General features: G+C 66.2%; 24 protein-coding genes. 14 read left to right on the plus strand and 10 right to left on the minus strand.

The window, feature by feature from the left end; translation table 11 throughout:
- Positions 1–64: 64 nt before the first annotated feature.
- A complete protein-coding gene (locus tag CURSPS6_RS00780; protein ID WP_051687459.1) occupies positions 65–760 on the minus strand; it encodes a GntR family transcriptional regulator in 696 nt (231 codons plus the stop codon).
- A 314-nt stretch (positions 761–1,074) separates the two neighbouring features.
- Between CURSPS6_RS00780 and CURSPS6_RS00785 the strand changes: the two genes are divergently transcribed.
- The 3 genes from CURSPS6_RS00785 to CURSPS6_RS00795 are packed head-to-tail and all read left to right on the plus strand — an operon-like array spanning position 1,075 to position 2,162.
- On the plus strand, positions 1,075–1,548 hold the full coding sequence (locus CURSPS6_RS00785) for a fluoride efflux transporter FluC (protein WP_051687460.1): 474 nt from the start codon (positions 1,075–1,077) through the stop codon (positions 1,546–1,548).
- Entirely contained in the window at positions 1,545–1,931 is a 387-nt protein-coding gene (crcB, locus tag CURSPS6_RS00790; RefSeq protein WP_030013383.1) for a fluoride efflux transporter CrcB, read from the plus strand. Before CURSPS6_RS00785 ends, crcB begins: the two co-directional genes overlap by 4 nt.
- Before the next feature lie 51 nt (positions 1,932–1,982).
- Entirely contained in the window at positions 1,983–2,162 is a 180-nt protein-coding gene (locus tag CURSPS6_RS00795) for a hypothetical protein (protein WP_051687461.1), read from the plus strand.
- Positions 2,163–3,055: 893 nt separating this feature from the next.
- On the opposite strand, the gene CURSPS6_RS00800 is transcribed toward CURSPS6_RS00795, so the two are convergent.
- The 4 genes from CURSPS6_RS00800 to CURSPS6_RS00815 form a co-directional block, all read right to left on the minus strand.
- A complete protein-coding gene (locus CURSPS6_RS00800; RefSeq protein ID WP_030013387.1) occupies positions 3,056–3,976 on the minus strand; it encodes an AEC family transporter in 921 nt (306 codons plus the stop codon).
- 4 nt (positions 3,977–3,980) lie between these two features.
- Positions 3,981–4,568 (minus strand): hypothetical protein, encoded by a 588-nt coding sequence (locus CURSPS6_RS00805; RefSeq protein WP_152977999.1) that lies wholly within the window; start codon positions 4,566–4,568, stop codon positions 3,981–3,983.
- A gap of 42 nt (positions 4,569–4,610) precedes the next feature.
- The gene (locus tag CURSPS6_RS00810; protein WP_082469874.1) at positions 4,611–6,254 is read right to left on the minus strand and encodes a thiamine pyrophosphate-binding protein; all 1,644 of its coding nucleotides are present in this window, start codon (positions 6,252–6,254) and stop codon (positions 4,611–4,613) included.
- Between the two features lie 223 nt (positions 6,255–6,477).
- On the minus strand, positions 6,478–7,929 hold the full coding sequence (locus CURSPS6_RS00815) for a sodium:solute symporter (protein ID WP_030013391.1): 1,452 nt from the start codon (positions 7,927–7,929) through the stop codon (positions 6,478–6,480).
- Between the two features lie 81 nt (positions 7,930–8,010).
- Between CURSPS6_RS00815 and CURSPS6_RS00820 the strand changes: the two genes are divergently transcribed.
- Both CURSPS6_RS00820 and CURSPS6_RS00825 read left to right on the plus strand, forming a co-directional pair.
- Positions 8,011–8,577, plus strand: a complete 567-nt coding sequence (locus CURSPS6_RS00820; protein ID WP_030013392.1) for a helix-turn-helix domain-containing protein — start codon at positions 8,011–8,013, stop codon at positions 8,575–8,577.
- A 97-nt stretch (positions 8,578–8,674) separates the two neighbouring features.
- On the plus strand, positions 8,675–9,472 hold the full coding sequence (locus CURSPS6_RS00825; RefSeq protein ID WP_152978000.1) for an SDR family oxidoreductase: 798 nt from the start codon (positions 8,675–8,677) through the stop codon (positions 9,470–9,472).
- Between the two features lie 92 nt (positions 9,473–9,564).
- Here the strand turns inward: CURSPS6_RS00825 and CURSPS6_RS00830 are convergent, their stop codons facing one another.
- On the minus strand, positions 9,565–10,251 hold the full coding sequence (locus CURSPS6_RS00830; RefSeq protein WP_160319762.1) for a S1 family peptidase: 687 nt from the start codon (positions 10,249–10,251) through the stop codon (positions 9,565–9,567).
- A gap of 211 nt (positions 10,252–10,462) precedes the next feature.
- Positions 10,463–11,272 (minus strand): glycerophosphodiester phosphodiesterase family protein, encoded by an 810-nt coding sequence (locus CURSPS6_RS00835; protein WP_152978001.1) that lies wholly within the window; start codon positions 11,270–11,272, stop codon positions 10,463–10,465.
- Positions 11,273–11,355: 83 nt separating this feature from the next.
- On the opposite strand from CURSPS6_RS00835, the gene CURSPS6_RS00840 reads away from it, so the two are divergent.
- From CURSPS6_RS00840 to CURSPS6_RS00850, 3 genes are all read left to right on the plus strand, one after another.
- A complete protein-coding gene (locus tag CURSPS6_RS00840; protein WP_030013398.1) occupies positions 11,356–12,111 on the plus strand; it encodes a fructosamine kinase family protein in 756 nt (251 codons plus the stop codon).
- 160 nt (positions 12,112–12,271) lie between these two features.
- Complete coding sequence (gene speB, locus CURSPS6_RS00845; RefSeq protein ID WP_035809941.1) at positions 12,272–13,285, plus strand: agmatinase; 1,014 nt, start codon at positions 12,272–12,274, stop codon at positions 13,283–13,285.
- 40 nt (positions 13,286–13,325) lie between these two features.
- Positions 13,326–14,591, plus strand: a complete 1,266-nt coding sequence (locus CURSPS6_RS00850) for a PLP-dependent aminotransferase family protein (RefSeq protein ID WP_235503641.1) — start codon at positions 13,326–13,328, stop codon at positions 14,589–14,591.
- Positions 14,592–14,649: 58 nt separating this feature from the next.
- Here the strand turns inward: CURSPS6_RS00850 and CURSPS6_RS00855 are convergent, their stop codons facing one another.
- The 3 genes from CURSPS6_RS00855 to CURSPS6_RS00865 all read right to left on the minus strand — a co-directional run bounded on the left by CURSPS6_RS00855 (position 14,650) and on the right by CURSPS6_RS00865 (position 17,807).
- Positions 14,650–15,498: a sulfurtransferase gene (locus CURSPS6_RS00855; RefSeq protein ID WP_030013403.1), complete on the minus strand. Its 849-nt coding sequence runs from the start codon at positions 15,496–15,498 to the stop codon at positions 14,650–14,652.
- Positions 15,499–15,524: 26 nt separating this feature from the next.
- Positions 15,525–16,130 (minus strand): lytic transglycosylase domain-containing protein, encoded by a 606-nt coding sequence (locus CURSPS6_RS00860; RefSeq protein WP_051687463.1) that lies wholly within the window; start codon positions 16,128–16,130, stop codon positions 15,525–15,527.
- An 84-nt stretch (positions 16,131–16,214) separates the two neighbouring features.
- Positions 16,215–17,807, minus strand: a complete 1,593-nt coding sequence (locus CURSPS6_RS00865; protein ID WP_051687464.1) for a succinic semialdehyde dehydrogenase — start codon at positions 17,805–17,807, stop codon at positions 16,215–16,217.
- Positions 17,808–17,875: 68 nt separating this feature from the next.
- Between CURSPS6_RS00865 and CURSPS6_RS00870 the strand changes: the two genes are divergently transcribed.
- The 6 genes from CURSPS6_RS00870 to CURSPS6_RS00895 all read left to right on the plus strand — a co-directional run bounded on the left by CURSPS6_RS00870 (position 17,876) and on the right by CURSPS6_RS00895 (position 24,476).
- Entirely contained in the window at positions 17,876–19,093 is a 1,218-nt protein-coding gene (locus CURSPS6_RS00870) for an alanine racemase (protein WP_030013407.1), read from the plus strand.
- Positions 19,093–20,445 (plus strand): D-arabinono-1,4-lactone oxidase, encoded by a 1,353-nt coding sequence (locus tag CURSPS6_RS00875; protein WP_082469892.1) that lies wholly within the window; start codon positions 19,093–19,095, stop codon positions 20,443–20,445. The genes CURSPS6_RS00870 and CURSPS6_RS00875 overlap by 1 nt, the downstream gene beginning before the upstream one ends.
- A 136-nt stretch (positions 20,446–20,581) precedes the next feature.
- On the plus strand, positions 20,582–21,985 hold the full coding sequence (locus tag CURSPS6_RS00880; protein WP_051687465.1) for a S8 family peptidase: 1,404 nt from the start codon (positions 20,582–20,584) through the stop codon (positions 21,983–21,985).
- Positions 21,986–22,076: 91 nt separating this feature from the next.
- Positions 22,077–22,577 (plus strand): DUF456 domain-containing protein, encoded by a 501-nt coding sequence (locus CURSPS6_RS00885; RefSeq protein ID WP_030013411.1) that lies wholly within the window; start codon positions 22,077–22,079, stop codon positions 22,575–22,577.
- A gap of 19 nt (positions 22,578–22,596) precedes the next feature.
- Complete coding sequence (locus CURSPS6_RS00890) at positions 22,597–23,169, plus strand: hypothetical protein (RefSeq protein ID WP_051687466.1); 573 nt, start codon at positions 22,597–22,599, stop codon at positions 23,167–23,169.
- A 20-nt stretch (positions 23,170–23,189) separates the two neighbouring features.
- A complete protein-coding gene (locus CURSPS6_RS00895; RefSeq protein ID WP_051687467.1) occupies positions 23,190–24,476 on the plus strand; it encodes a glycosyltransferase 87 family protein in 1,287 nt (428 codons plus the stop codon).
- Positions 24,477–24,524 lie beyond the last annotated feature (48 nt).

Here is a 24,524-nt window from a genome sequence, read left to right on the forward strand (position 1 = left end):
GCAAAGGTCCTTTCGGGGACGGGGGTACGCGCCGGCTCGGCGTGGGGGATGGGAGTGGTGGCGGTTAGGCGAGGAAGCGGCGGTGGATCTCGCGGAGGTGGGCGGCCAAGTGATCACGGAAAGCCTCCGCCTCGCCGGCCTCGACGAGGTCGGCGAGCTCTTCGTGATGGGCCAGCACGGCCTCGGCATTGCCGCTGGAATTCCAAATGGCCCGCGTGGACATGCGCCGCTGACGGTCTCCCAGATTGTCGAAGAAGTCGACGAAGAGGCTGTTGCCAGCCCGGCTCACGAGCCGGTGGTGGAAGGCGGTGTCCAGGGCGGCGAACTCTTCGGTGTCGCCGTCGGCCAGCGCGATCCGTTGCCGCGCAATGACGTCGCGAAGCTCCGCGGCCGCCTCGGCGCTCTCACCGGCGGAGACGATGGCGTCCACGGCGTGGGATTCCACGACGATCCGCGCCTCGATGACTTCCCTGGCTTCCTCGGGCCCGGCCTGGCGAATGAGGGCGCCGCGCTTGGGGTACAGCGTCATCCATCCCTCGGCCTGAAGGCGGACGAATCCCTCACGGACCGGGGTGCGGCTGACTTGGAGTTCCGCGGCGATGTCGCCCTCGCTGATCAGGGTCCCGCCCTCCAACCGGTGGTCGAGGATTCTGGCCTTGACCTCGTGATAGACGAGGTCGCTGGCGGGCGAGGCGACCTTGCGCGCGGAAGACCCCGACGTCGTCCTCCCGCCCTGGGGGTGGTCGGCGGTGGATGCCATGGGTGCTCCTGACGGCTGGAATCGGCGGCCAACGGGCCGCATATGCAACATAGATACAAGTTGCACGTTAGTTCTGGCCTGGGAGGATGTCCAGCTCACGGGTCCCTGGCTCCTGGTTGTGCCTGGTCCGTTTGACACCCGTTCGGGGCGGCACATACTTTGAGACTCGCAGGCGGGGCATCCCCGCCGCGGCGGTGGGGCCCGCCGCACCCAACTTCGCCACCCGGATCGAACGGTTCCGGGGCGACAACGGTCCCTACCAAAGCGGCCTCGTCGTGCCCTAGAGGCGCCGCGGGCCTGAAAGGTAGGAGATCATGACCAGCGCGTCGAAGAGTCCGCGCGACCGTGCCTCGGCACGGCCCCTCCACGTGCGGCCGGAGTTTTTGGCGCTCGCCTTTATCGGCGGTGCCGTCGGCACGGCCCTTCGTTACGGCCTGACCCTCGCGGCGCCAGGATCGGGCCAGGCCCTCGGCGCGATCCTCGTCATTAATCTCGTCGGTTCCGCGGTACTGGCGGCGATCCTGGGCTCCATGTCCCGCCTCGGCCCCGATACCGGTCGACGCCGGCAGGCCCGCATACTCCTGTGCACCGGAGTCATGGGCGGTTTCACCACGTACAGCACCTTGGCGGTCAGCTCCTTCGAACTCCTGGCCTCCGGTCGTCCGGTCGCGGGCATCGCCTATGGGGCCGTGAGCGTGATCCTCGGCGTCGGCGCGGCCTCCTTGGGTGTTCTCGCCGTGAACCGTCTGGTTCCGGCCGTGCGCGGTGAAGAGGGGGAGCGGTCATGAGCGTCCTGATTTTTTTCGCGGTTTCTCTGGCCGGGGGTCTGGGCGCCGTGCTGCGCATGGTGGTCGACGGCTGGGTGAAGTTCCTGGTGGGAGGATCGTGGCCGTGGGCCACGGCGATCATCAACGTCACCGGCTCGCTGGCCCTGGGCGTGGTGACCGGGCTCGCGACGGGCCACGTGATGGGCCCGGAACTACAGGCCACGGTGGGGACCGGTTTCCTGGGTGGGTACACGACGTTTTCGACCGCGAGCTTGGAGGCCGTGACCCTTATCCAGTCGGGTCGGTGGAATGCCTCGCTCCTGTACGCCATCGGATTGCTGATCGTGGCTATTGCGGCGGCCGGCCTCGGAATGTGGCTGGGCCTGCTAATCGGCGGGGACTGAACGCGGGTGCCCGGGGCGCATCTCGTCCCGGGTTATCCAGAGTCACGTCGATTGCACGACGCGAACTTCAGCGCCCTGTTTCTGCTCCTCTTGTTGGCCCCGGCCGGATCGATCGTGATCCTCGTGATGACGCTTCTTCCGGGAAGCCCCGCCGCCGGTCGCTTCGACGAGCCGCAGGGCGGACCCGTGCCGTACGGCTCCAACGGCTACCCGCCCGTCCAGTGGACCTAAGTCATCAACGCCGCGATCATCCATGGAGTCGCGGTAAATAACCATAAAGTTTGATAATTGATTATTTATGCTGATCTAAAAATATTCTGCCTGTTTTACGTGGCAAGTATTAATTAAAATCAAACGCGAGTCATGTGTTCTCTAATCTGACGGTTCGAAACATGGTGGGATGGGCATGTCCTCGAATCTATTTATCCAAAAGTAGTTTGTTTCCTTGAGGTGAAACGCCGATCAGGATCAGGTAAAGGTGTCCGGGAATCATGTTGGCTTGGATCGAAGAAAGTATATGTCCTTTTAAATCATTGGGTTGACGTGCGCTCTACTCGTTTCTTCTTTTTGTTCCTCACCGCCGTCCTGTGTAGGTACGTGCTGATCACAAGGTTGCCAAAGATCGCTGTGGAAGTAAAAGAGGAAACAATAATAAGTGATTCTCGATTGAGAGTCCCTAGAGAAATTGACGCGCCTAGGTAAATAGCTAGCATCAAACATAGGGAGGGAATAAATGAAATTTTCTTCATGTGGTCAACCCTATGCCTCCGCTACATAATCCTAAAATTTAAATAATTTTATTTTGGGTGTGCCTCCGTGTCAACCCCTAACCGTCTCCTGGCGGTGCTCGGTAGGTCAACTGTCGTCTGACTGGGTCATTCTGATAGGCAGGGAGACTAACAAGTCTGCCGCCTTCCCAGGTGATGACTGCTTGTGCCAGATGTAGCCGGCCCAGGGAGTGGAGGGGGCTTGAGAAGGCGCTTTGAGCGGGCACTGAGAGCGGTTTGGATTCGGGTTATCGACTTTTCTCTGGCAGAAGCGTCGAATGAGCTGAGGTCCACGGCATGCGGCGGCTTGGGTGCAACGCCCTACGGCTCCAACGGCTACCCGCCCGTCCAGTGGCCCTAAGTCATCAACGCAGCGATCACCAGCAGGGAGGGGATCGCGCCGATCGAGGAGAGCAATACGATGTCTCGCGCCAACCCGACGTTCTGGTTGTAGCGCGACGCGAAGTTGAAGAGGTTTTGTGCGGTGGGAAGCGCTGCCAGGGCCGTCGCTGCGAAGAGGTCGTCGTGTGGCAGGTGGAAGACGAACTGGCCCAAGAGGTATGCCGCAACCGGCATGAGCGCGACCTTCAGGCCCACCGCCAGCAGGGTCTCGAGGCGTTCGCCGGCGACGGCCAGCGGCTTGTTGCCCCGCAGGGACATGCCGAAGGCCACGAGAATGAGCGGGATACCCGCCCCACCCAGGATGCTGAGCGGCTGATGGATCACGTCGGGGACCTTGAGGTGGAACGCGTTCAACACGACGCCGAGCAGCGACGCAATGATGATCGGGTTGCGTACCGGCTGGGTCGCGATGGCCCGGAAGGAAACGTATCCCTTGGCGACGATGTCGAAGATCGCCAGGCAGGTCGGCGTCGCCAGGATCAGCTGAAACAGCAGGATCGGTGCGACCTGCGTGGGGTCGCCGAAGATGTAGGTCGCCACCGGCAGACCCATATTGTTGGCGTTGAGCAGGGAGGAACCGACCGCGCCCACGGTCACCCGGCCGACGCCCCGACGTAACAAGAGACCCGCGATGATCGTGTAGACCGCGACCATCGCGAGGAAACTGAACGCCGCGACAGGTAGGCGCGCGGAGAAGATCACGTGGAGATCCGCGGTGGACAGCGTCGTGAACATCAGCGCGGGAAGCGCGACGAAGAACGCGAAGCGATTGAGCGTCCACCCCGCGTTCTTGCCGAGGATCCCCTGCCTCTCGACCACATAGCCGATCGCCACGACGATCCCGATGATGGCGAAGCCTTCAAGCACTCCGATCATGAGATCACCGTCCCGCCACGAACCAGAGGTGCCCGGCCCCGAGCACCACGCCGATGATGGATCCGGCGACGATCTCGGGAGCCGTGTGCTTCTTCAGGTGCCAGCGCGACCAGCACACCGTGCCGTGCACGATCACCGAGGCGATGATCCACCACGGACCGAGCAGCCCGGGCAACACCATGCCGAAGACGGCGCTCATGCCCGCGTGGGCGCTGGCCTTGAGTTTGAAGTTCACCAGGGCGATGATCAAGATCGCCAAGAGCATCACGGTGATGATGCTCTTGGTCGCCGGGGCGCTCGGGGCGATCAAGAGGATCAGGGTTCCCACCGCGATCGAGATCAGCGAGATCCCGTAGAACACGTACCGCTGTTTGCGGTGATAGATGAATCGGTCGCTGACCTTACCCGTATGGGCCATGTAAAGGGACAGACTCCACGGAATGACCACCACCGCGACGACGCCCACGAGCGCCTGCCAGAGCCAACCGGCTCCGGTACTCAAAGGAACCCCGACGAGCAGGATGGTCGCCAGGATGAAGGGCGAGAAGATCTCTGTGCCAGTGAAGGCCGCGGCGCGTTTGAGGTGAGTCACGGCCTCCACTGTGGCACATTCGAAAGGCTAAAGCGCTAATGGTTACAGGTCGCGTCCGATGGTCAGGTGGATCAGGGACGGGCCCTTGGTGCCCAGGGCACGACGAACGGTCTCGCCCAGGGTATCCACGGTCGCGGAAAAACCGGTGGCACCGAAGCCCTCGGCGAGCTTGACCCAGTCCGGCTGCTTGAGGTCCACCGCGGTCGGGGCGATGTTCCGCGCCTCTTCGTTGGCGCGGATCTCGCCGTACCCGCCGTTGTCCACGCAGATGATCTGGATATCCAGCTCCTCCTGGACGGCCGTCATGAGCTCCTGGATCGCGAACATCAGCGCGCCGTCGCCCAGCAGGCACACGACGGGGCGTTCCGGGGCCGCGATCTTGGCGCCCACCGCGGCGGGCAGGCCGTAGCCGAGGGTCGCGTAGGTCGCCATGTACAGCAGCGAATTGGGCTTGGGTGCCCGGTAGAAGGTGGTCGTGCCCATATAGGTGACCTGCGAGGAATCGCCCGCGATGATCGTGTCGTCCGGCAGGACCTCCATGATCAGCTCGTTGAGCTTGGCCAGTTCCGGGGCGATCGAGCGGCCTTCGTCGTCCAGACGGTCGAAGATCGGCTGGAGGTCGCGCTTCTCGCGGGGGTCCTGCCCCTCGGTGGTGACCTTCAGGGCCGCGACGAGCTGCGGGATCACGGCGGCGGAGTTTCCGGGCAGCTCCAGGTCCGGGGTCATGTTGGTGAGCATTTGGTCGCGCATGATGTCCACGCGGATCACGGGGCCGTTGGGGTGGATGTCGCCGTCCCAGAGCTCGGCCTCGCCGATCTTGGAGCCGACGATCAGCATCGCGTCGGCCTCGCGGCAAAACTCGTGCGCGGCCGTCAGCCGGAGGTCTGCACCCAGGGAGAGCCGGTGCTTTTCCGGGATCGCGCCCTTGCCGTTGACCGAGGTGATGACCGGGGCCTCGAGCATCTCGGCGAGTTCGAGCAACGACTCTCGAGCCGCCAACGAGCCACCGCCGGCCACGATGAGCGGCTTTTTGGCCTTGGCCAACATGGTGGCCGCGCGGGCGACGTCGTCCACCGGCGCCGGCTGCGGGGAACCGAGCGGACGGGCCTTCAGGTCGGCCTCGGTGAACTCGGCCTCTTCCTCGAGGACATCCAGCGGAACCTCGATGTGCACCGGGCGCGGGCGGGAGTGCTTGAAGGAGACGAACGCATTGTGGATCATCTCCACGGCCTCCAGGGCGGAGTTGACGCGGCGAGAGGTTCCCACGATCGCGCCCACGGCGCCGGTGGGGTTCTTGGTCTCGTGCAGCGCGCCAATGTCGCGGAACTCCTGACCGCGCGGGCGGCCGGGGGAGAGGATGATCATCGGGCGGGACTCGGCGTAGGCGGTGGCCGCGCCGGAGAGCGAATTGAGCAGGCCGGGCCCCGAGGTGGTGATCACGACGCCGGGCAGCCCGGTGGTCAGCGACCAGCCGTCCGCGCCGTAGGAGGCACCCTGCTCGTGGCGAGTGGTCACGGGCTTGATGTTCAGCTCGTCCAGGTGACGGTAGAACTCGAGGTTGTGGGTGCCCGGGATGCCGAAGACGGTGTCGATGCCGTAGTTGCGGAGGGTCGCCAGAATGGCGTAACCGGCGTTGTGGCGGGATTCGGTTTGGGTGATGGTGTTCTGCGTGGGCTGCTCGCTCATGAGATTCCTCCTCGCCGCGGCACTGCGGCTGATGGTCGTGACGGCCGTGTGTTCGTTGGGTCGTGTCCCGTGTGGGAGCCTATCGCGACGCGCGAGACCCCGCCCGGAGTATCCGAGCACGCAACCAGAATATACGTATATGCAACTTGGTGGGAATGCCGGATTGTCTAGTGCTCCATGGCTGGCGCGACGGGCCCTGCACGGATTCGAGGGTGCCGGAGGCCTACGGCCGCCTCGACCCCTCCAGTCGCCCACGCCACTCGGCCAGCACCGCCGCGTCCGTGCGCGGCGTCGCGAGCGAGACCACGATATAGACCACCACGGAGGCCACCAGGCCGATGTAGATCGGCTGGTTGGCGTCCACGCCGAAGAAGATCATCGAGACCAGCACACTGATCGCTCCGACGAGCATCGAGCTGGCCGCCGCCGGGCCGGTGCCGCGCTTAAAGAACAGGCCGCCGAGGATCGCCACCAGCAACCCGCCGACGAGGATGTCATACGCGATGGTCAGGGCGGTGACGACGCTTGGCACGAGCATCGCCAACAGCGTCGCGATCACGCCGATGCCGAGCACGTACCAGCGGTCCCCCGAGACGCTCGACGAGCCGTCCGCGCCCTCGGGCCCCTGCGCCTGGCCACCCTTTCGTCCGAGCAAGCGCCCAATGAGCGGCACGACGTCGACCCGTGCCACCGTCGCCGAGGCGATGAGCGCTCCCGAGGCCGTAGACATCATCGCGGCGACGCCGGCCGCGAGCACGATGCCGCCGAGCCCGGCGGGGAGGTAGTCCTGGGCGAGGGCCGCGAAGGCCTCATCCGGGGATTCGAGGTTCGGGAGGACCACCGCGGCGGCCATTCCGATCACGGCACCGGCGATGCCGTACAGCAGGGTGTAGACGCCCGCCGCGAAGCCGCCCCAGCGGGCCACGCGCGGCGTCCGGGAGGTGAAGACGCGTTGCCAAATATCCTGCCCCACCAGCAGGCCCAGCGTGTAGATCACGAACATCGTGACGATGGATTCGGTGCCCATGGCCCCGGGGTGGAAAAACTCGGCGTCGAGGCGGTCGTGCAGGCCAGACCAACCGCCCGCGGAGTGCAGGGAGAACGGCAGGAGCAGGAAAAACATGCCGACCGTCATGACGAGGAATTGCAGCAGGTCGGTCAGCGTAATGGACCACATCCCGCCGAGGATCGAGTAGCCGATTACCACGACCGAGCCGATGAGGATCCCCCACGGGCGGTCCAGGTTGAACAGGACCTTGAAAATCGAGGCGTACGCCGAGGTTGAGGTCACCGCGAGCATCACGGTGTATCCGAGCATCACGATCGACGACGCCTTGACGGCCCTCCCGCCGTAGCGCAACTCCAACATCTGCGAGACGGTATACACCCCGAGCCGTTGCAGGCGCCCGGCGAAGGCCAGGGACAGCACCATCACGCCCACCGCGATCGCGGCGACCATCCACATGCCGGAAATGCCGTAGCTGTACCCGAGTCCCACGCCGCCGATCGTCGCCGCGCCGCCCAGGACCACCGCGGACATGGTTCCGGTGAAGAACAGGTATCCCAGTCGTCGTCCGGCGACGCGGTAGTCCTCGGTGCTTTTGGCTTTCCTCTTGCCGTACCAACCGATGAGGACCATGGCAGCGAGATACAGCAGGATGATGAGGAGATTCACGGGGGTCCAATCGGGGACGTGATGGGGAACTCAGGAAACTCTATCGGTACCATGCAAGAAGCCCAAGGAAAGGATCGAGCGGTGAAGGCATTGCCCGTACAACAGTCGGATCGCTCCCCAGAGATCGGTTCTCGGCTGCGGAATCATCGGCTCCGTCAGCACATGACCATCGAAAAACTCGCGCTGGCCACGGATCTGACCAAGGGTTTTATTAGCCGCGTGGAGAGGGATCAGACCTCCCCGTCGGTCACGTCGCTCGTCAAGATCTGCCGGGCGCTTCGCGTGGATATCGGTGCCCTGTTCAAAGAGCCGGATACCCAGGTGATTCGCCTGGAAGACGCTCCGGAGGTGGACCTCGGCGGCGCGGGCATCCAGGAGCGACTGGTTTCCGGAGCGAGCCTGGAAAAGGTCCAGGTCATCCGGGCCACCGTGGCCCCCGGAGGCGCGGGGGAGGACGCCCTCTACACCGTGGAGTGCGAAACCGAGGTTCTTCACGTGATGGCCGGGGAATTCCTGCTGCGCACCAGCGGCGGAGATTTTCACTTGACGGCCGGAGATTCGATTACCCTGAGCGGTCACGAGCCACATTCCTGGCGCAATACTGGTGAGGAAACCGCGGAGATTCTCTGGGTTCTGGTCAACGCATAGTCGGAAAACGACCAGGGGAAACCCTTTACACGGTGTGATTCATCCTTAGAATTGAAATACTTCACTCGCACCGTTCAATCGTGACAAAAGGTTTCCCATGAAAGTAGTAATACTGGGGGCCACCGGCCAGATGGGACGGTTGCTGACCCGAAAGTTCCTGCATGAAGGGCACGAGGTCGTGTCCGTCAGCCGTAGGGCGGCGCCCGAGGGGTGGATGGGCGAGAAGCTCCGTCACCTCTGCCTGGACCTGGCCACGATCCCCCTGCCCGAGCGCGTCGCCGGGTGGGCCGATGCGATCGTCGACGTGACCGATAGCCGCAAGAAGCCCGCCAGGTTTCCCCAGATCGCCCACGGCGTGGCGGCGACCGTCGGCGATCTTCCCGTGGCAAAGCAGCCGGCCATGTACTGCCTCGGGATCGTCAATCAAGACCGCACCTCGTACGCCTACTACGCGGGCAAGGCGAACCAGGACCGCACGTATCGTTCGGCCCTGGGCCGGTACTCCCTCATCGCGGCCACGCAATTCACGAGCTTTATCGAGGACATCTTCACCACGACGTCGCGGACGGGGATCGTGCTGGCCCCGAGGGGAGTGCGCTGGCAACTGTTGCACCCGGAGGACCTCGCCCAGGAGATGGTGCGCGTGGTCGCCGAGGGGACCGTGCGGGACCTGACCGCCTCCGGGCCCGAGGTCCTGACCTCCCGGGAGGTGGCCACCCGCTACGGGACGCTGCGCGGCCGCAAGTACGTGGCGATGGGAATGCCGGTGCCCGGTGCGGTCGGGCGGTACTTCCGCGCCGGCCTGAACCTCGTGGAAGATGCCGACATCGTTGGACACCGCTCCTACGGCGAACGCGGGCCCGCCACCGGTTGGGGACAACCGATCGACGCGTGACCCGGCGTCACCGGGCGCCGTTGACACTGTGGCGACGAAGCGCCGGTCCGCACGGGGCGAACCGACGCCTCGCTGCCTCAGCGACACGGAGATTAGACTCCGGTCTCCTGTGCGATCCAGTCGCGGTGATCGTTCAGGTTCGCGTAGTTGCTACCGGCGTTGATGTCCGAGCCGGGGTCGGCGGTGTCGCCCGTGGAGCACACGGCGACGATCACACCGTCGATGACCAGCGGGCCACCCGAATCACCGTGGTTGGAGGCGCCGTTGACTCCCCGGACGTGCACCGCAGCGCCGTGGTAGGCATCGGTGGACTGGCCGAGCACATTAACACGGGCCGTGAAGAGCCAGTCGGCGGGAACCTGGTTGCCGCGGAGGCCATAGCCGTAAATGTCGCCTGAATCGCCCTGGCGCGGGTCGTAGCCGTCACCCAGACGGGCGTACTGACTTACGGGGTGCGGTGTGTTCAGGTGGACCAGCCCGACGTCACCGTAGGGCGAATTGACGACCCTATCCGCGTAGCTGGCCCGGCCTGGATTATGTGTGTCATTGGAATAGTAGGCCTTCATATTGACCGAATCCTCGGTGCAGTGCCTTGCCGTGAGGATCCATTCGTCGCTGATGGCCTCGCCGGTGCAAGCGAAGGAGCCCTCCTGGCCAGGGGTGTCGAAGGAAAGCTGAACGATATTCGGGCTATTGGTGGCATGTCCGCCCACGATGTATTCCGTAGGCTTGGCGTCCGTGGTTGCAAGAGCAGGAGTTCCCGAGAGTCCGAGTGCCATTGCGGCTCCGATAACTCCGACGATTGAACTGGTCCTCTTGAGGTGCTGAGATCTCTTCATTGATTTTCTCCATTATCCACGGTCTCAACGGGGTGTCGAGCCCTGATGCGATACATATTATTCAGGTGATGAAGAGTCAACAAGAGTTTTTTAAAAGATTGACGAAAGACGATTCTGAGTATAGTTGAAAGCTGGTTCAACTAATGGCTCGCTAAGCAGACAATTGTTTCTTTGGAAAGTTATTTTCCCGGCCGATACTTTCCGGGGCGGTTCCGGGCGTGAGTCCGCTCGGCCCGTCCGTGCAGATGCCCTCGACGCCCCAGCTCGCAAGTTGCGCGGCCCGCGCGGGATCGTTGACGGTCCAGGTGTTGACCCGCAGCCCTTCCTCGTGAATCTTCCGCACGATGTCGGCGGTGAGTTCCCGGTGCCCGGGGTGCACGAACGTCGCCCCGGTGGATCGGGCGGCCTCGCGCCACACGGAGTGCCGGTTGAAGGGCGCGAACCGGCCGCGTTCGAAGAGGCAAGCAACCGGGAATTCCGGCAGGCGGATGTGACAGGCCGCGAGCAACTGGTGGTTGAAGGAGGAGATGATGATCCGCTCCCCACGCTCCGCGGCGGGGAGCCGGCGCAGGCTACGGCCCAGCCCCGTGAGGTATTCCTCCATCCGCTCGGGGGTCGGATCGGTCAGCTTGAGCTCGATATTCACGTTGAGGTCTGTATCGAGCATCAACCCGACCAGCTCGTCGAGCCGGGGGACGCGAACGTTGAGGTATTCCTCGGAGAACCAGCTGCCGGCATCGAGGGTTTCGAGGTCTGAAGCGACGGCCTCGCTGACGCGCTCGGGGCTACGGGCCGTGCGCTTGAAGGTGGGATCGTGGATCAGCACGACCGTTCCGTCGCCCAACAGATCCGCGTCGGTCTCGACCCAGGGGAACCCCGCTCTTTCGGCGGCCCGGAAGGCGACCATGGTGTTTTCGGGTGCTTTCGCGGAATGCCCGCGATGGGCGATCAAGAAACTCACGCCATCAGCGTGACAGAAAAAAGTAGCGACGGAATGAATTTTCGCCTCTTTTTGGGTGAGCGCTCCGGTGATACACCTTGTCTATGGAGACTTTCACCAAACGCACCACGGGACGCCAGGCTGACTGGGAAAAATCCGGACTCGACTGGCTGGCCGAGGCCGAAAACGACGGCGGGGTGCGCGTCTGTCGCGTGCTGGACGTCGTCGAGGACGGGCTTCAGCTCGAGATGATCCGCGAATCCTCCGCCTCGAAGTCGGCCGCGCGCGCCTTCGGCCAGGGCCTCGCGCTGACGCACGACGCCGGCGCGGACGCCTTCGGATCCGGCCCGACGGGGTGGGAGGGCGACGGGTACCAGGGCCCGGCCGGTCAGCAGCTCGCCCTTCCGCTCGGCGAGTTCTCCTCGTGGGGCGCGATGTTCGCGAAGCTCCGCATCGCCCCGCTCGTGCGCGAGGTCTCGGGCTTCACCGGCGAGGACCGCGCCCTGTTCGGAAAGCTTTGCGATCGCCTGCGCGACGGGGTCTTCGATGACGACGACGCCCCCTCGCGGCTGCACGGCGACCTATGGGCCGGAAACGTCATGTGGGCCGAAGATGGCGCCGTGCTCATCGACCCGACTCCCTACGGGGGTCACCGGGAGGACGACCTGGCGGCGCTCGCGATGTTCGGCGCGCCCCACCTCGGGGAGATCCTTGACGGATACGAAGAGGCCCACCGCCTGGAAGCCGGATGGCAGGAGCGGGTCGACCTGCATCAGCTGCACCTGATCCTCCTGCACGCCGCGCTCTTCGGCGGCGGTTATGAGCGGCGAGCGATCGAGGCCGCCCGGCGATACGTCTGATCGCGCCCGCACGAATCTCGCGGGACCTCGTGCGCCGACGCAACTTTCGTTGCACAATGGGAAACAAGCCCCTCATCATCGTTGCGGAAGGACGACCGTGAATCATCAGAACGAACAGCCTCAGGTCCAGCCGAGCTTCTCGGCGAAGCCCCAGCGCGTCGTGGAAAAGGACGCGAACGGCCGCGAGTACGTCGGACCCGTGAACGCCGCGCAGGTTCCCCGGTGGGCGGGCCTCGGCACGTTTGCGCGCCTGCCGCGCCTGGACGAGGTGGAGTCGGCGGACGTCGTCGTGGCGGGCATGCCGTGGGATACCGGCGTCTCGTACCGACCCGGTGCACGCTTCGGATCGAACCACGTGCGTGAATCCTCCCGCCTGCTGCGCCCGTTCAATCCGGCGCAGAACGTCTCCCCGTTCAAGAACACACAGGTCGCCGACGCCGGGGACATCATTGGCAACCCCTTCGATATCGAAGAGGCCCTCGCCGCGATGCAGGCCGGTGCCCGAGAACTGACGCGCAACGGCACCAAGATGGTCACGATCGGCGGCGACCACACCGTGGCCCTGCCGAATTTGCGGGCGATGCACGAGCTGCACGGACCGGTCGCGCTCCTGCACTTCGACGCTCACCTGGACACCTGGGACACCTACTTCGGTGCCGAATACACCCACGGGACCCCGTTCCGCAGGGCCTTCGAGGAGGGCCTGATCGACACCGACGCCCTGTGCCACGTCGGTACCCGAGGCCCGCTGTACGGCACGGAGGACCTGGATGACGACGCCCGTTTCGGCTTCGGCATCGTCTCCTCCGCGGACATCTACCGCATGGGTGTCGACGCCATCGTCGAGATGCTTCGTCGCCGCGTCGGCGACCGCCCGCTCTACGTGTCCCTGGACATCGACGTGCTCGATCCGGCGCACGCTCCCGGGACCGGAACCCCGGAGGCCGGCGGCGCGACGAGCCGGGAGATCCTCGAGATCATCCGCGGCCTGCGCGGGCTGAACCTGGTGGGGGCCGAGGTCGTGGAGGTCGCCCCGGCCTACGACCACGCCGAACTGACCGGCATCGCGGCCGCCCACATCGTCTACGAATTCTTGAGCCTGCTCGCCCTGGGCAAGGACTCCGCGCCGGACGGCCCAGCCTACGGCGAAGCCCAGCACACCTACGGACAGTAACGGACGCACGCGTCCCCCACTCGACTCACAGGAGAATTAAGTGGTCAACATCCAGGAACTCATGGCCGGCGCGACCGGCGCCGATGCCCGCCTCATGCGTGGTTTTGCCGACCGTGCCGCGGGATTCCGCCCCTCGCCCGTGCGGGACGTCTTCGAGGTCTCGATGCGCCCGGGCATCATCTCCCTCGCGGGCGGCAACCCGGACCTCGAGCTGTTGCCGCTCGAAAAAATCGGCGAGATGGCCTCATCCATCATCGCCCGGGAGGGCCTGGAGGTTCTCCAGTACGGATCCGGTGCCGGGCTCGAGGAACTCGCGGAGCTCGTCTGTTCCTTCATGGAGTCCGAGGGTTCGCGCCCCACGCTCGACGAGGTGCAGATGACCGCGGGCTCCCAGATGGGCCTGGACCTGGTGACCAAGTTGTTCACCGATCCGGGCGACGTCGTGCTCGCGGAAGGCCCCACGTACACGGGCGCCCTGGGCGTCTTCGAGGGGTACCAGGCCGAGGTCCAGCAGGTCGAGATGGACGAGCACGGGCTCGTCCCGGCACAGGTCGAGGAGCGCATCAAGGCGCTGAAGGCCGAGGGCAAGAAGGTCAAGTTCCTCTACACGATCCCGAACTTCCAGAATCCGACCGGCGTGACGCTCGCGGACGACCGCCGGGCCGAGCTCGTGCGGGTGTGCCGGGAGAACGACGTGCTGGTGGTCGAGGATAACCCTTACGGTCAGCTCGGATTCGACGGCACGCGCCACCGTTCCCTGCACTCGTACGACCCCGAGGCCGTGATCTATCTGGGCAGCTTCTCCAAGGTCTTCTCGCCGGGGGTGCGCGTCGGCTGGATGGTCGCGCCGCCGCGGGTCCGCAAATTCCTGCAGATCGCGGGCGAGGCCGTCACGATCTGTCCGTCGGTGCTCTCCCAGCGCCTGGTCCTCGGGTTCATGAGCGAGGGCATGTGGGAATCCCACACCCGGAAGACCTCGAAGCTGTACGCGCAGCGGTGCCGGGCCGTCCTCGAGGCGTGCGAGCAGCACATGCCCGCGGGCACGGAATGGACCGAGCCCGAGGGTGGCTTCTTCACGTGGCTGACCCTGCCGGAAGGGGCGAAGGTCTCCAACGCGGAGCTCGCGCTGCCCGAGGCCATCGACGCCGGGGTCGTTTTCGTCCCCGGGACAGCGTTCTACGACGATTCGGCCGCGGGCGTCGACGTCACCGAGCCCGCGGGGGCCCGGAACCTCCGGTTGGCGTTCTCTTCGGTCGCGCCGGAGCGCCTGTCCGAGGGCGTCTCCCGGCTCGCGGGGGTCCTCTAAGAGCCGGCCCTGAACCACGGCGTCGCCACGCATCGCGCGCCGGCGCCGTGGTGGTTCCTCACGGGGCCGGGGTCAGCGCCGAATACTGCGACCACGAGCCCGGATATAGGCGACCGTGCAGACCCGCGGCCTCCATGGCGACGAGATTGTGGCAGGCCGTGACGCCGGAGCCGCAATACACGATGGGCGCCGGCCCCTCCGCCGGGCCCCCTGCGGCGGCGAAGCGCTCGCGGATCTCGTCGGCCGGAATGAACCGCCCGTCCGCGCCGATGTTCTCGGCGTGGAACACGTTGGTCGCGCCCGGAATATGCCCCGCCCAGGCGTCCATGGGCTCGGTATCCCCGCGGAATCGTGCCGGCGCGCGGGAGTCGATGAGCGGTTGCCCCTCACGGCCCGCCGCGACCGCGTCGTCCATGGTCGCGAGCCATTCCGGATCGACGGGCGTCCTCGCGAAGCTACCGGCCGGCGCGGGGGAGACGCCGGGATCGCCGGTTTCGAGGGATCCTTCACCGCGAGCGGCGGTCCACGCCTGGATGCCGCCGTCCAGGAGGGCGGCCCGGTGGCCGGTGGCGCGCAGGAGCCAGACCAGCCGCGAGGCCGAGGCCCCGGAGGCGTCGTCGTAGGCGATGACCGTGGTCTCCTCGGTGAAGCCGGCGGCCTCCATCCCGGCGGCGAAGGTTTCCTCATCGGGCAGGGGATGCCTGCCGCTCGTGGGGGTTGCCGGGGCCGCAAGGACCGTCTCGAGGTCCACGAACGCCGCCCCCGCCAGGTGGCCACCCGCGTATGCCTCGCGGCCGGAGCGCCCGTCCAGGTACCAGCGGACATCCGCGAGGGCGGTCGGCGATGATGGGTCGGCCAGCAGCTTCTGAGCCTCGGTGACCGACAGAATCCACGGAAGATGTGACATGGTGCCCATTCTACGCGGGCAGGTCGTCAGCAGGTCTGCGAGTACTTGCCCTGGGAAAGCTTCATGATCTTATCGACGTAGTGCTGGGTTTCGGAGATCTCCGGGACGCCCTTGGCCTTCTTCATGGCGTTCGGTCCGGCGTTGTACCCGGCCAGGGCGAAACGCGTCGAGTCTTCTTCCGAGGAGGAGTAGTTGTCCGCTTCCCCGTGGAGATACTTCATGTACCGGCCCTGAGCGGCGATGGCGTCCTTCTCGTTCATCGGATCGCCCTCACCCCAGACGTCCCAGGTGTCCTGGGTGAACTGGGCGATCCCCATCGCGCCGGCGTGAGAATGGGCGTCCGGGTCCCACCCGGATTCCGCTTCGATCTGCGCCGCGAGGACCCTGACCGGGAATCCGGAGGTCTCGGAGGCCTTCTGGAGGTCATTCGCCAGATGATCCGGGATCGGGGAGGAGTTCATCGCCGAGCACTCCGACTTGCCGTAATTGCTGACCATCAGGCCGGTCGCGCCGACCACGAGCAGCACGAGGGCGACCACGACCTGCCAGTGCGTCGCGAGGGTGCGCAGGATCGAGGGGCCCCCACCGCGGGAGGGGGAGGGGCTGGTCGAGCGTGCATTCGAAGTAGGCATCGTCCATAGCTTACAGAGTGGATTCGCCCTCCCCCACGGGCGGATGAGGCAGGTCACGACGTCGTGACCGACCCGGCGAACGCCCTAGCGAATGCGGGCGTGCTTCATGGCCGCCAGGGCCGTGGTGAAGACCTTCTGAAACCTCTCCGGGGGCAGGACGCCCGAGGGCGCGATCGGCAGGAGCCGCTGATGGGCGACGGTGCGCGTCCGGGTGAACTCACGGATACCCTCGCGGCCGTGGCGGCGGCCGAGGCCCGAGGCCTTGAGCCCGCCCGAGGGTGCCGCGATCGAACCCCACGCGGCCGCGAAGGCCTCGTTGACGTTGACCATCCCGGCCTCTAGGCGTCGCGCGACCGACAACCCGTGCGCTTTATGGCCCGAAAAGACGCTCGCGTTCAGGCCGTAGGGCGTGTCGTTGGCGGCGGCGATCGCCTCATCGTCCCCGCTCACCGGGTAGACCGCGACGACCGGGCCGAATGTTTCCTCGCGCGTCAGGCGCGCCGCGGCGGGAACGTCCACGAGGACCGTGGGCTCGAAGAAGCACGGTCCGAGATCGGGACGGGCCTCGCCCCCGGCGATGACCCGCGCGCCGGCCTCCACCGCGTCCCCGACCGCGGAACGCACACGCTCGACGTGTTCGGGGGAAATGAGGCTACCGACCTGGTATCGGTGGTCGAAAGAGAAGCCGAGCCGCAGCTCGCGCGTGGCCCGGGCGAAACGCTCACAGAACCGTTGATAAAGCGGTTCGGCGACGTAGATCCTCTCGATCGACAGGCACAGCTGGCCCGTCGAAGCGAAACACCCGCGGAGGGCGCCGTCCACGGCGGCGTCGAGGGAAGCATCGTCGCAGACGATCATCGGGTTCTTGCCGCCGAGTTCGAGGGTCGCCGGTGTGAGCGAACGGCCGGCCGACGCCGCGATGCCCCGCCCGGCGGCCGTGGAACCGGTAAAAGAGATCGCGTCGGAGCTTTCCAGGAGCGCCTCGCCCACCTCATCCACGGGGCCCGGGACGAGCTGCCACAGCCCGGACGGGAGGCCCGACGATACCGCGAGCCGCCTCAGCAGCAGGGCGGAGAGCGTCGTCGCCGAATCCGGCTTGTGGAGCACGGCATTGCCGGCCACGAGGGCCGAGAGGAGATCGGTCGCGCCCAGGGACACCGGGTAATTCCACGGCGTGATGAAGCCGACGACGCCCATCGGCAGGTGATCCACGCTCGTGCCGGTCAACCCCGGAAGCGCGCCGCGGCGTCGCTCCCGCGCCAGAGCCCCCGGGGCGTCATATCCGGCAAAGCGGCACACGTTATAGGCGTCCAAGACTTCGTCGTAGGCGTGGATCCGCGATTTTCCCGTCTCCGCCTGGATCACGTCGAGGATCAGGGCCTCGTTCCGTCGAATCTCGTCGTGCAATCGCAGCAGGACCGCGGCGCGCTCGCGGACCGGCCGACGCGCCCACCCCTGCTGCGCGCTGCAGGCATAGGCTGCGGCGCGACGTACATCCTCCGCCGTCGCGGAGGGCAAGGTGCTGAGCCGGGCATTCAGTCCGGGCGCCCGCGCGTCGAATTGGGGCCCCGTGCTCAGGAGGTCATCGGCCAGATTGTCCGTGAGGAATTCGTTCAATCGCCTCGTCGCGAGGGGTAAGTGTGCGATACCGGCGGTTTCGACATGGTGGGCGCTCATGCGTCCAGTCTGGCAGATTTCGCCTAGGCTGTGATGAGAAGCACTCATAGAGATACGCAAGGATGTTTATGGTTTCGTTGTCGATTCGCCGCGCCCTCGAGGGGATGGACGGACCGGTCGGCGTGATCGACCGCGATGCCCTGGACGTCAACGTGGCCGCCCTGCGGGAGCGCGCCCAGGGCCTGCGCATTCGCGTGGCATCGAAGTCGATTCGTGCCCCCGGGGCCCTGCGGCACATCCTGGCCAACGACTCCTTCGCCGGCATCCTGGCCTATTCGCTCCAAGAGGCGTTGGCCCTGTCCGCGGAAGGGTTCACCGACATCCTGGTCGGCTATCCCACGACCAACCGGCCGGGTCTGCGACGCCTCGCGAGGAGCAATCGGGATCGGGAAAACATCACCGTGATGATCGATTCCCCCGGCCACTTGGATTACGTGGAGAAATACCTCCGGGAAGGGATCGAGGAACAACCCTCCCTGCGTGAGCCCCGACCCCCGGTTCGCCTGTGCCTGGACGTCGACGCGTCCCTCAGGGTCTTCGAGAAGGTCCTGTCCGACACCATTCACCTCGGCGCCCGGCGTTCGCCGATCCGGACCCCCGAACAGGCCCTCGACGTGGTGCATCAGATCGCCCAACGGCCACACTTCAAGCTCGTGGGGATCATGTCCTATGAGGGCCAGATCGCGGGGCAGGGGAACGCCGGTCGTAGCCTCAAGGCGGCCGCCACGCGCCTCATGCAGCGCGTCTCTATGGCGGAGTTGAAGAGCCGCCGCACCAGGGTGATCGATGCGATCCGCAGCGAGCACGACCTCGAATTCGTCAACGGCGGCGGCACGGGCTCGCTCGAAAGCTCCGCGGCGGAGGGCACCCTCACGGAGATGGCGGCCGGGTCGGGGTTCCTGTCCCCGGGGCTCTTCGACGGCTACACGAATTTCCAGCATCGACCTGCGGCGTTCATCGCGACGCCGGTCGTGCGGCGTCCCGCCCCGGGATGGGTCACGCTCTTCCAGGGCGGCTGGGTCGCCTCGGGTCCGGTGGGCCGGGACCGCCTCCCGATCGTCGACTGGCCCGAGGGGCTGAACTATTCGTCGACCGAAGGCCCGGGCGAGGTGCAGACGCCGCTCCACGGGCCGGGAGCCGACCTCTTGAGCCTCGGCGATCTCGTCTATCTGCGGCACGCCAAGGCCGGGGAGCCGGCCGAACATCTCAACGAGTACCTGGTGGTCTCCGAGGGCCGAGTCGTCGACACCTGGTCGACCTATCGTGGAAGAGGATGGGCATTTTGATGAATACGCTGAGCAACTGGTCGGGGATCGAGACCTCAAATCCGAGGCATCTGTGGAAGCCGGAAACCTTCGCGCAGACCGCGGGCGTGGTCGAGCAAGCGGCCCGCTCGGGCCAGCGGGTTCGCGTGGTGGGCGCGGCTCACTCCTTCACCCCGGTGGCGATGGGCACGGATCACGTGATCAGCCTGGACCGGCTCACCGGCGTCATCGACGTCGACCCCGTGAACCGGCGAGCACGCTTCCTGGCCGGGACGCGGTTGCGTGACATACCCGGCCTCCTGGCTCCGTACGGGCTGGCGCTGCCGAATCAGGGGGATGTGAATCCTCAGGCGATCGCGGGCGCCATCTCCACGGGCACCCACGGGACGGGGCTCGGGTTCACGGGATTCGGCGGGATCCTGACGGGGCTGACGCTACTGACCGCGTCGGGCGAGATCCTGCGGGTCTCGGAGTCCGAACGGCCGGAACTTTTCGACCTCGCGAGGGTCAGCCTCGGCGTTCTGGGAATCATCCTCGAGGTCGAGGTGCAATGCGTTCCGGCCTTCGACCTCATTGCGCAGGAGACCGGGGAATCGTTCGACGAGATCCTGGACGGCTTCGAACAGCGCGCCCGCTCGCACGATCACCTCGAGTTCTTCTGGTTCCCTCACACGGATCGGACGATGGTCAAGACCAACACCCGGGTGGCCGGCGGTGCGGCCGCGCCCCCGCACCTCGCGTCGATCCGACGACGACCCGCGTGGATGCGCATGATCAGCGAGGAGCTGGTGGATAACGCGGCGTTGCGCGCGATGTGTGAGGTCGGCGCACGATTCCCGGCAACGGCAGAGCCCCTGGCCCGACTGGCGGCCAAGGCCACCTCCAACCGTTCCTACCGGGCGGCCGCGCACGAGGTCTTCGTGTCCCCGCGTCGCGTCCGCTTCAACGAGATGGAATACGCCCTGCCGCTCGCGGAGGGCCCCGAGGCCCTGCGCGAGATCCGGGCTTTCCTCGAGTCGAAGGACATCTCCGTGACCTTCCCCGTGGAGGCGCGGGTTTCGGCCGGCGACGATGTGCCGCTGTCGACCGCCTACGGTCGGGAGACCATGTACCTGGCCGTTCACCGCTTCGCCAAGGAAGACCCGTCGGAATATTTCCACGGCGTCGAGCCCATCCTGAGGGCCCACGGCGGACGCCCTCACTGGGGAAAACGCCACACCCTGGGGCATGAGGAGCTCTCCGAGCTGTATCCCCGGTGGGAGGATTTCCGGCGGATGCGTCATCGCCTCGACCCGGACGCGATGTTCGGCAACGAGCACACGGACCATCTGTTCGGCGTCCGTCGGGATGGTGCCCAGGCCGGTTCCAGGTAGCGTTCGGGGATCAGCTCTTCCTTGCCCGGCGGGCCGCGGCGGGGTGGTTTTCTCTCCTCGGGGTTGCCTAGGATCGGATCGGTCGCCGTCCGCCCGGTGCGGGGGCGGCCCCATCCGTCGTCGACCCGAACCGTATATGACTTCTTCTCGATCACTCGCCGCGGCCCTTTCGGCCGGTGCCGCAATCCTCGCCCTGTCCGCGCTTCCCCTGGCCCCGGCCTCGGCGGCTCCCGCCTCCGGGCCGAGCGCCGCACAGCTCAAGCAGGGCCATCAGGCGGCCAACACCCAGAAATCCTCCGGCGCGACCGGCAAAGCCGCGACCGTCGATGAGACCACCGACCGCCTGATCGTGAAATTCCGGGACGGGGTCCCCGAGGAGGCCAAACAGCGAGCCCTGTCGTCGCGGGACGCCTCGTACCACCGGGTCAAGAAGACCGCCGGTCACGCCGACGTCGTCGCCCTGCCGCACGAGATGGGTCACGACGACTCACGCAAGGCATCCGAAGCCTTGGCCGCCGACCCTTCGGTCGTCTACGCCGAGCCGGACCAGAAGATCCACCAGGCCTCGGCGGCCAACCCGGGAACCACGCCGAACGATCCCTACTTCTCGAAGCAGTGGGCCCTCCAGGACATCGGTGCCCCGGAGGCGTGGAACGGCGCGACCGGCGACGGCGTCACGATCGGCGTCGTGGACACGGGCATCACCGACCATCCGGACCTCAACGACAAGATCGTCCCCGGCTACGATTTCGTCTCCGACCCGGAGACGGCTCGGGATGGGGACGCGCGCGACGACAACCCGACGGACGAGGGCGACTGGGCCGACGGAGGCACCTCGAACTGGCACGGCACGCACGTCGCGGGCATCGCGGCGGCGAGCTCGGGCAACGGCGAGGGCGTGGCGGGAACCGCGCCCGACGCCCGCATCCAGCCCGCCCGGGCCCTGGGCGCGGGGGCCGACGGTTACGTCTCGGATAACGCCGACGCGGTCAGCTGGTCCTCGGGTCAGTCGGTGGCCGGAGTACCAGACAATCAGAATCCGTCCGACGTCGTGAACCTCTCGGCCTCGTGGCCCTCCGGGACGTGCCCCTCGGTGCTCAAGGACGCGGTCGACGGCGCCCACGCGAAGAATGTTCCGGTGGTCGTGGCCTCCGGCAACGACGGGATCGACGCCGGCAGCGCCGCACCCGCAAACTGCCTCGGCGCGGTGGTGGTCGGCGCGACCTCGACCGACCGGGCGATGACCGGTTATTCGAACTACGGTCCGATGCTCGACGTGCTGGCCCCGGGCGGCTCGGAGGGCGCAGACATCTGGTCGACCATGAACGACGGTGCCACGACCCCGGGCGCGGCCACCTACGGAACCCTCAACGGGACCTCGATGGCCTCCCCGTACGTCGCGGGGACCATCGCGATGATGAAGCAGCGGAACCCGGGCCTCGGCGTCGAGGACATCCGGTCGATCCTGCAATCCACGGGATCGGCCAACGGCGACTACGTCCAGATGAACGCGGCGGCCGCCGTCGCGGGCAGCGCCTAGGGTCGCAGGACCCGGGCGCCCCCGAGGCGGCGGCCCGTGCGGCCGGCGGGAGGTCTCGCGTGATCATCGTGGCCGGCCATAGACTCGAGGCATGCTTCCCGCCATCATCGCGACCATCGTCGCCGCGCTACTCATCATCGTGGGGATCGTCGGCATCATCGTTCCGATCCTGCCCGGCTCGATCCTGGTGCTCGCGGCGACCCTCGTGTGGTCGCTGACCGTGCGCGCGCCCGAGGGCTGGTGGGTCCTCGGGGCGGGCGGGGGATTGGCCGTCATCGGCCTGTGTGCCTCGCTCTTCCTGACGGGGCGCACCATGAAACGCCGGCAGATCCCGAATCGCTCCGTCCTCATTGGCGTGATCTGCGCGATCGTCGGGATGTTCGTGATTCCGGTGCTCGGCCTGCTCCTCGGATTCGTCGTGGGGCTCTTCGCCTCGGAGCTGTACCGCCAGCGCGACCTCGACTCGGCGGTCTCCTCCTCGGTCGCGGCGCTCAAAGCCGCCGGCGTGGGCATGCTGATCGAGCTGGCCTGCGCTTTGCTGGCCGGAACCGTGTTCGTGATCGCTGGGCTGACGTACTTCATCACGGCCTGAGGCCGGTAGACTGGCCGCCATGAAATCTCTGCCTGCTTCCCTGGCCCTGGCCGCCGCCGCGATCATCCAAGCGATGGGCGTCTATCAGTGGGGAGGCACGCAGATGGCCGTCGCCGGGCAGGTGTTCTTTCCCGTCCTGTTCGCTCTGATGTCCATCTATTTGGCGTGGCGCAATAAGGACTCCGAACGGTTCTACGTCGCGCACATGATCATCGCGGTCATCGGCGTCCTAGGGCTCGTCGCGACCATCGTGGGCATGGTGGGCACCATCTGGGCCCTGTACCCCTCGCTGATCATGTATTACATCTTCCTTCTGGTCATCATCGTCGAGACCGCCCTGCGCATCGCGGCAATGCCGAAGAAGGCCAAGGCATCCGCCGAGGACGAGGAATCCGCCGCCGACGGCGAGGACGCACCACGCCCGGCTAAACCGACCAAGCGTCGTCGCCGGCGCGCCGGTTCTGGGCCGACCAACCTGGTGGCCACGTCGAAGTCGACGTCCACCGGTTCTTCCGCCGCCGGAGCCCAGCAGACCCCGTCCACCGGGCGTGACGGCGCGGACTCCGCGACCGACGCCGAGCACCAGCGTTGAGCACCCGAGAGAACACCGATATGACCTCTTCCCCCGCAGCCCAGACCGGGCAATCCCTCCCCTGGAAGATCGTCGCGTGGGCGATCGTCGTGATCGTCCTGGGCGGCCAGTTTTGGTACGCCATGACCACCGGAGGGCTGGACTTCACCGTGTACCGCGCCGGCGCGACCACGCTGTTCGGCAACGACGGCATGGACAAGTCCCTGTACGATCTGCAGCTCGTTCCCCTCACGGAAACCTCGTTCCTGCCGTTCACGTACCCGCCCTTCGCGGCGATCCTGTTCCTCCCCTTCGCGTTCCTGCCGGTCAAGGCGGGCATCGCGATCATGGTGATTTTCTCCATGGCGGTGGCCTGGTGGTTCGCCGCGATCATCTACGACTACGTGAATCACCGGGGCCGGAAGATTCCCTTCCAGGACAAGCTCGGCCGGACGACCACGATCGCCCTCCTCGCGGCGCTCATCTGTCTCTCCGGGCCGTGGCGTCGCGGTCTCGGCCTGGTACAGATCAACCCGCTCATCATGCTGCTGATCCTCGCGGACCTGTTGCGTCCCGCGACCAAGGTGCCCCGCGGACTGCTGATCGGCATCGCCGCCGGCATCAAGCTCACGCCGTTGGCCTTCGGCCTGGTGATGCTGATGCGCAAGGACCTCAAGGGCCTGGTGACCCTGGCGGCATCCTTTGCCGGAACCATCCTGATCGGCGTGATCTTCCTGCCGCACCAGGCCAAGCAGTTCTGGTTCCATGCCATCTCGGATCCCTCCCGCGTGGGCAACATCAACTACCTGGACAACATCTCGATCCAGGGCTGGCTCATGCACATCGGGCTGACCGGCTCCGTCCTCAAGATCGTGATGTACGTCCTGATCCTCGCGCTGATCGTGGGCGTTGCCGCGGTCATTCCGTCCCTGGATAAGCGCGGGATGAAGCTGTCGATCGTGTCCTTGAACGCGTTCGTGATGCTCTCGATCTCCCCGATCTCGTGGTCGCACCACAACACCTGGTACCCGCTGATCATCGCCGCGATCGCGGTCGACGCCGTGCCGTGGCTGTTCGCGCGCCCGGGAGCTCAACGCGTGATCGCGCTGACGCTCGCGTGGATCGCGGGAATCGGCCTGTACATCTCCCCGATGTGGATCGGCATCGCCCTCTACGGCTCCTCGCAGTACCTGGACGACATCTCGACTCTTCCGCTCGTGGTCTCGGCGATCCCGATGATCTGCCTGTTCATATTCTTCTGGATGTGGATCGTGGGGGCCTGGCGCAAGCGGAACGTCACCGACGACCGGGTGGTCGCCCCGGCCTGACCCCGGCAACCGCTCTCGGCCCCGCGCCGACGAGAAAGGCCGACCGAG

The organism is Curtobacterium sp. S6 (assembly GCF_000710345.2).
Lineage (GTDB): Bacteria > Actinomycetota > Actinomycetes > Actinomycetales > Micrococcaceae > Rothia.

Bases quoted from the DNA above. Each gene is read 5' to 3' on its own strand.
- CURSPS6_RS00870 (WP_030013407.1), top strand. From the start codon at position 17,876: ATGGTTTCGTTGTCGATTCGCCGCGCCCTCGAGGGGATGGACGGACCG.
- CURSPS6_RS00840 (WP_030013398.1), top strand. From the start codon at position 11,356: ATGGAGACTTTCACCAAACGCACCACGGGACGCCAGGCTGACTGGGAA.
- CURSPS6_RS00825 (WP_152978000.1), top strand. From the start codon at position 8,675: ATGAAAGTAGTAATACTGGGGGCCACCGGCCAGATGGGACGGTTGCTG.
- CURSPS6_RS00830 (WP_160319762.1), bottom strand. From the start codon at position 10,251: ATGGCACTCGGACTCTCGGGAACTCCTGCTCTTGCAACCACGGACGCC.
- CURSPS6_RS00880 (WP_051687465.1), top strand. From the start codon at position 20,582: ATGACTTCTTCTCGATCACTCGCCGCGGCCCTTTCGGCCGGTGCCGCA.
- CURSPS6_RS00865 (WP_051687464.1), bottom strand. From the start codon at position 17,807: ATGAGCGCCCACCATGTCGAAACCGCCGGTATCGCACACTTACCCCTC.
- crcB (WP_030013383.1), top strand. From the start codon at position 1,545: ATGAGCGTCCTGATTTTTTTCGCGGTTTCTCTGGCCGGGGGTCTGGGC.
- CURSPS6_RS00875 (WP_082469892.1), top strand. From the start codon at position 19,093: ATGAATACGCTGAGCAACTGGTCGGGGATCGAGACCTCAAATCCGAGG.
- CURSPS6_RS00895 (WP_051687467.1), top strand. From the start codon at position 23,190: ATGACCTCTTCCCCCGCAGCCCAGACCGGGCAATCCCTCCCCTGGAAG.
- CURSPS6_RS00810 (WP_082469874.1), bottom strand. From the start codon at position 6,254: ATGAGCGAGCAGCCCACGCAGAACACCATCACCCAAACCGAATCCCGC.
- CURSPS6_RS00800 (WP_030013387.1), bottom strand. From the start codon at position 3,976: ATGATCGGAGTGCTTGAAGGCTTCGCCATCATCGGGATCGTCGTGGCG.
- CURSPS6_RS00785 (WP_051687460.1), top strand. From the start codon at position 1,075: ATGACCAGCGCGTCGAAGAGTCCGCGCGACCGTGCCTCGGCACGGCCC.
- CURSPS6_RS00780 (WP_051687459.1), bottom strand. From the start codon at position 760: ATGGCATCCACCGCCGACCACCCCCAGGGCGGGAGGACGACGTCGGGG.
- CURSPS6_RS00885 (WP_030013411.1), top strand. From the start codon at position 22,077: ATGCTTCCCGCCATCATCGCGACCATCGTCGCCGCGCTACTCATCATC.
- CURSPS6_RS00855 (WP_030013403.1), bottom strand. From the start codon at position 15,498: ATGTCACATCTTCCGTGGATTCTGTCGGTCACCGAGGCTCAGAAGCTG.
- CURSPS6_RS00860 (WP_051687463.1), bottom strand. From the start codon at position 16,130: ATGCCTACTTCGAATGCACGCTCGACCAGCCCCTCCCCCTCCCGCGGT.
- CURSPS6_RS00890 (WP_051687466.1), top strand. From the start codon at position 22,597: ATGAAATCTCTGCCTGCTTCCCTGGCCCTGGCCGCCGCCGCGATCATC.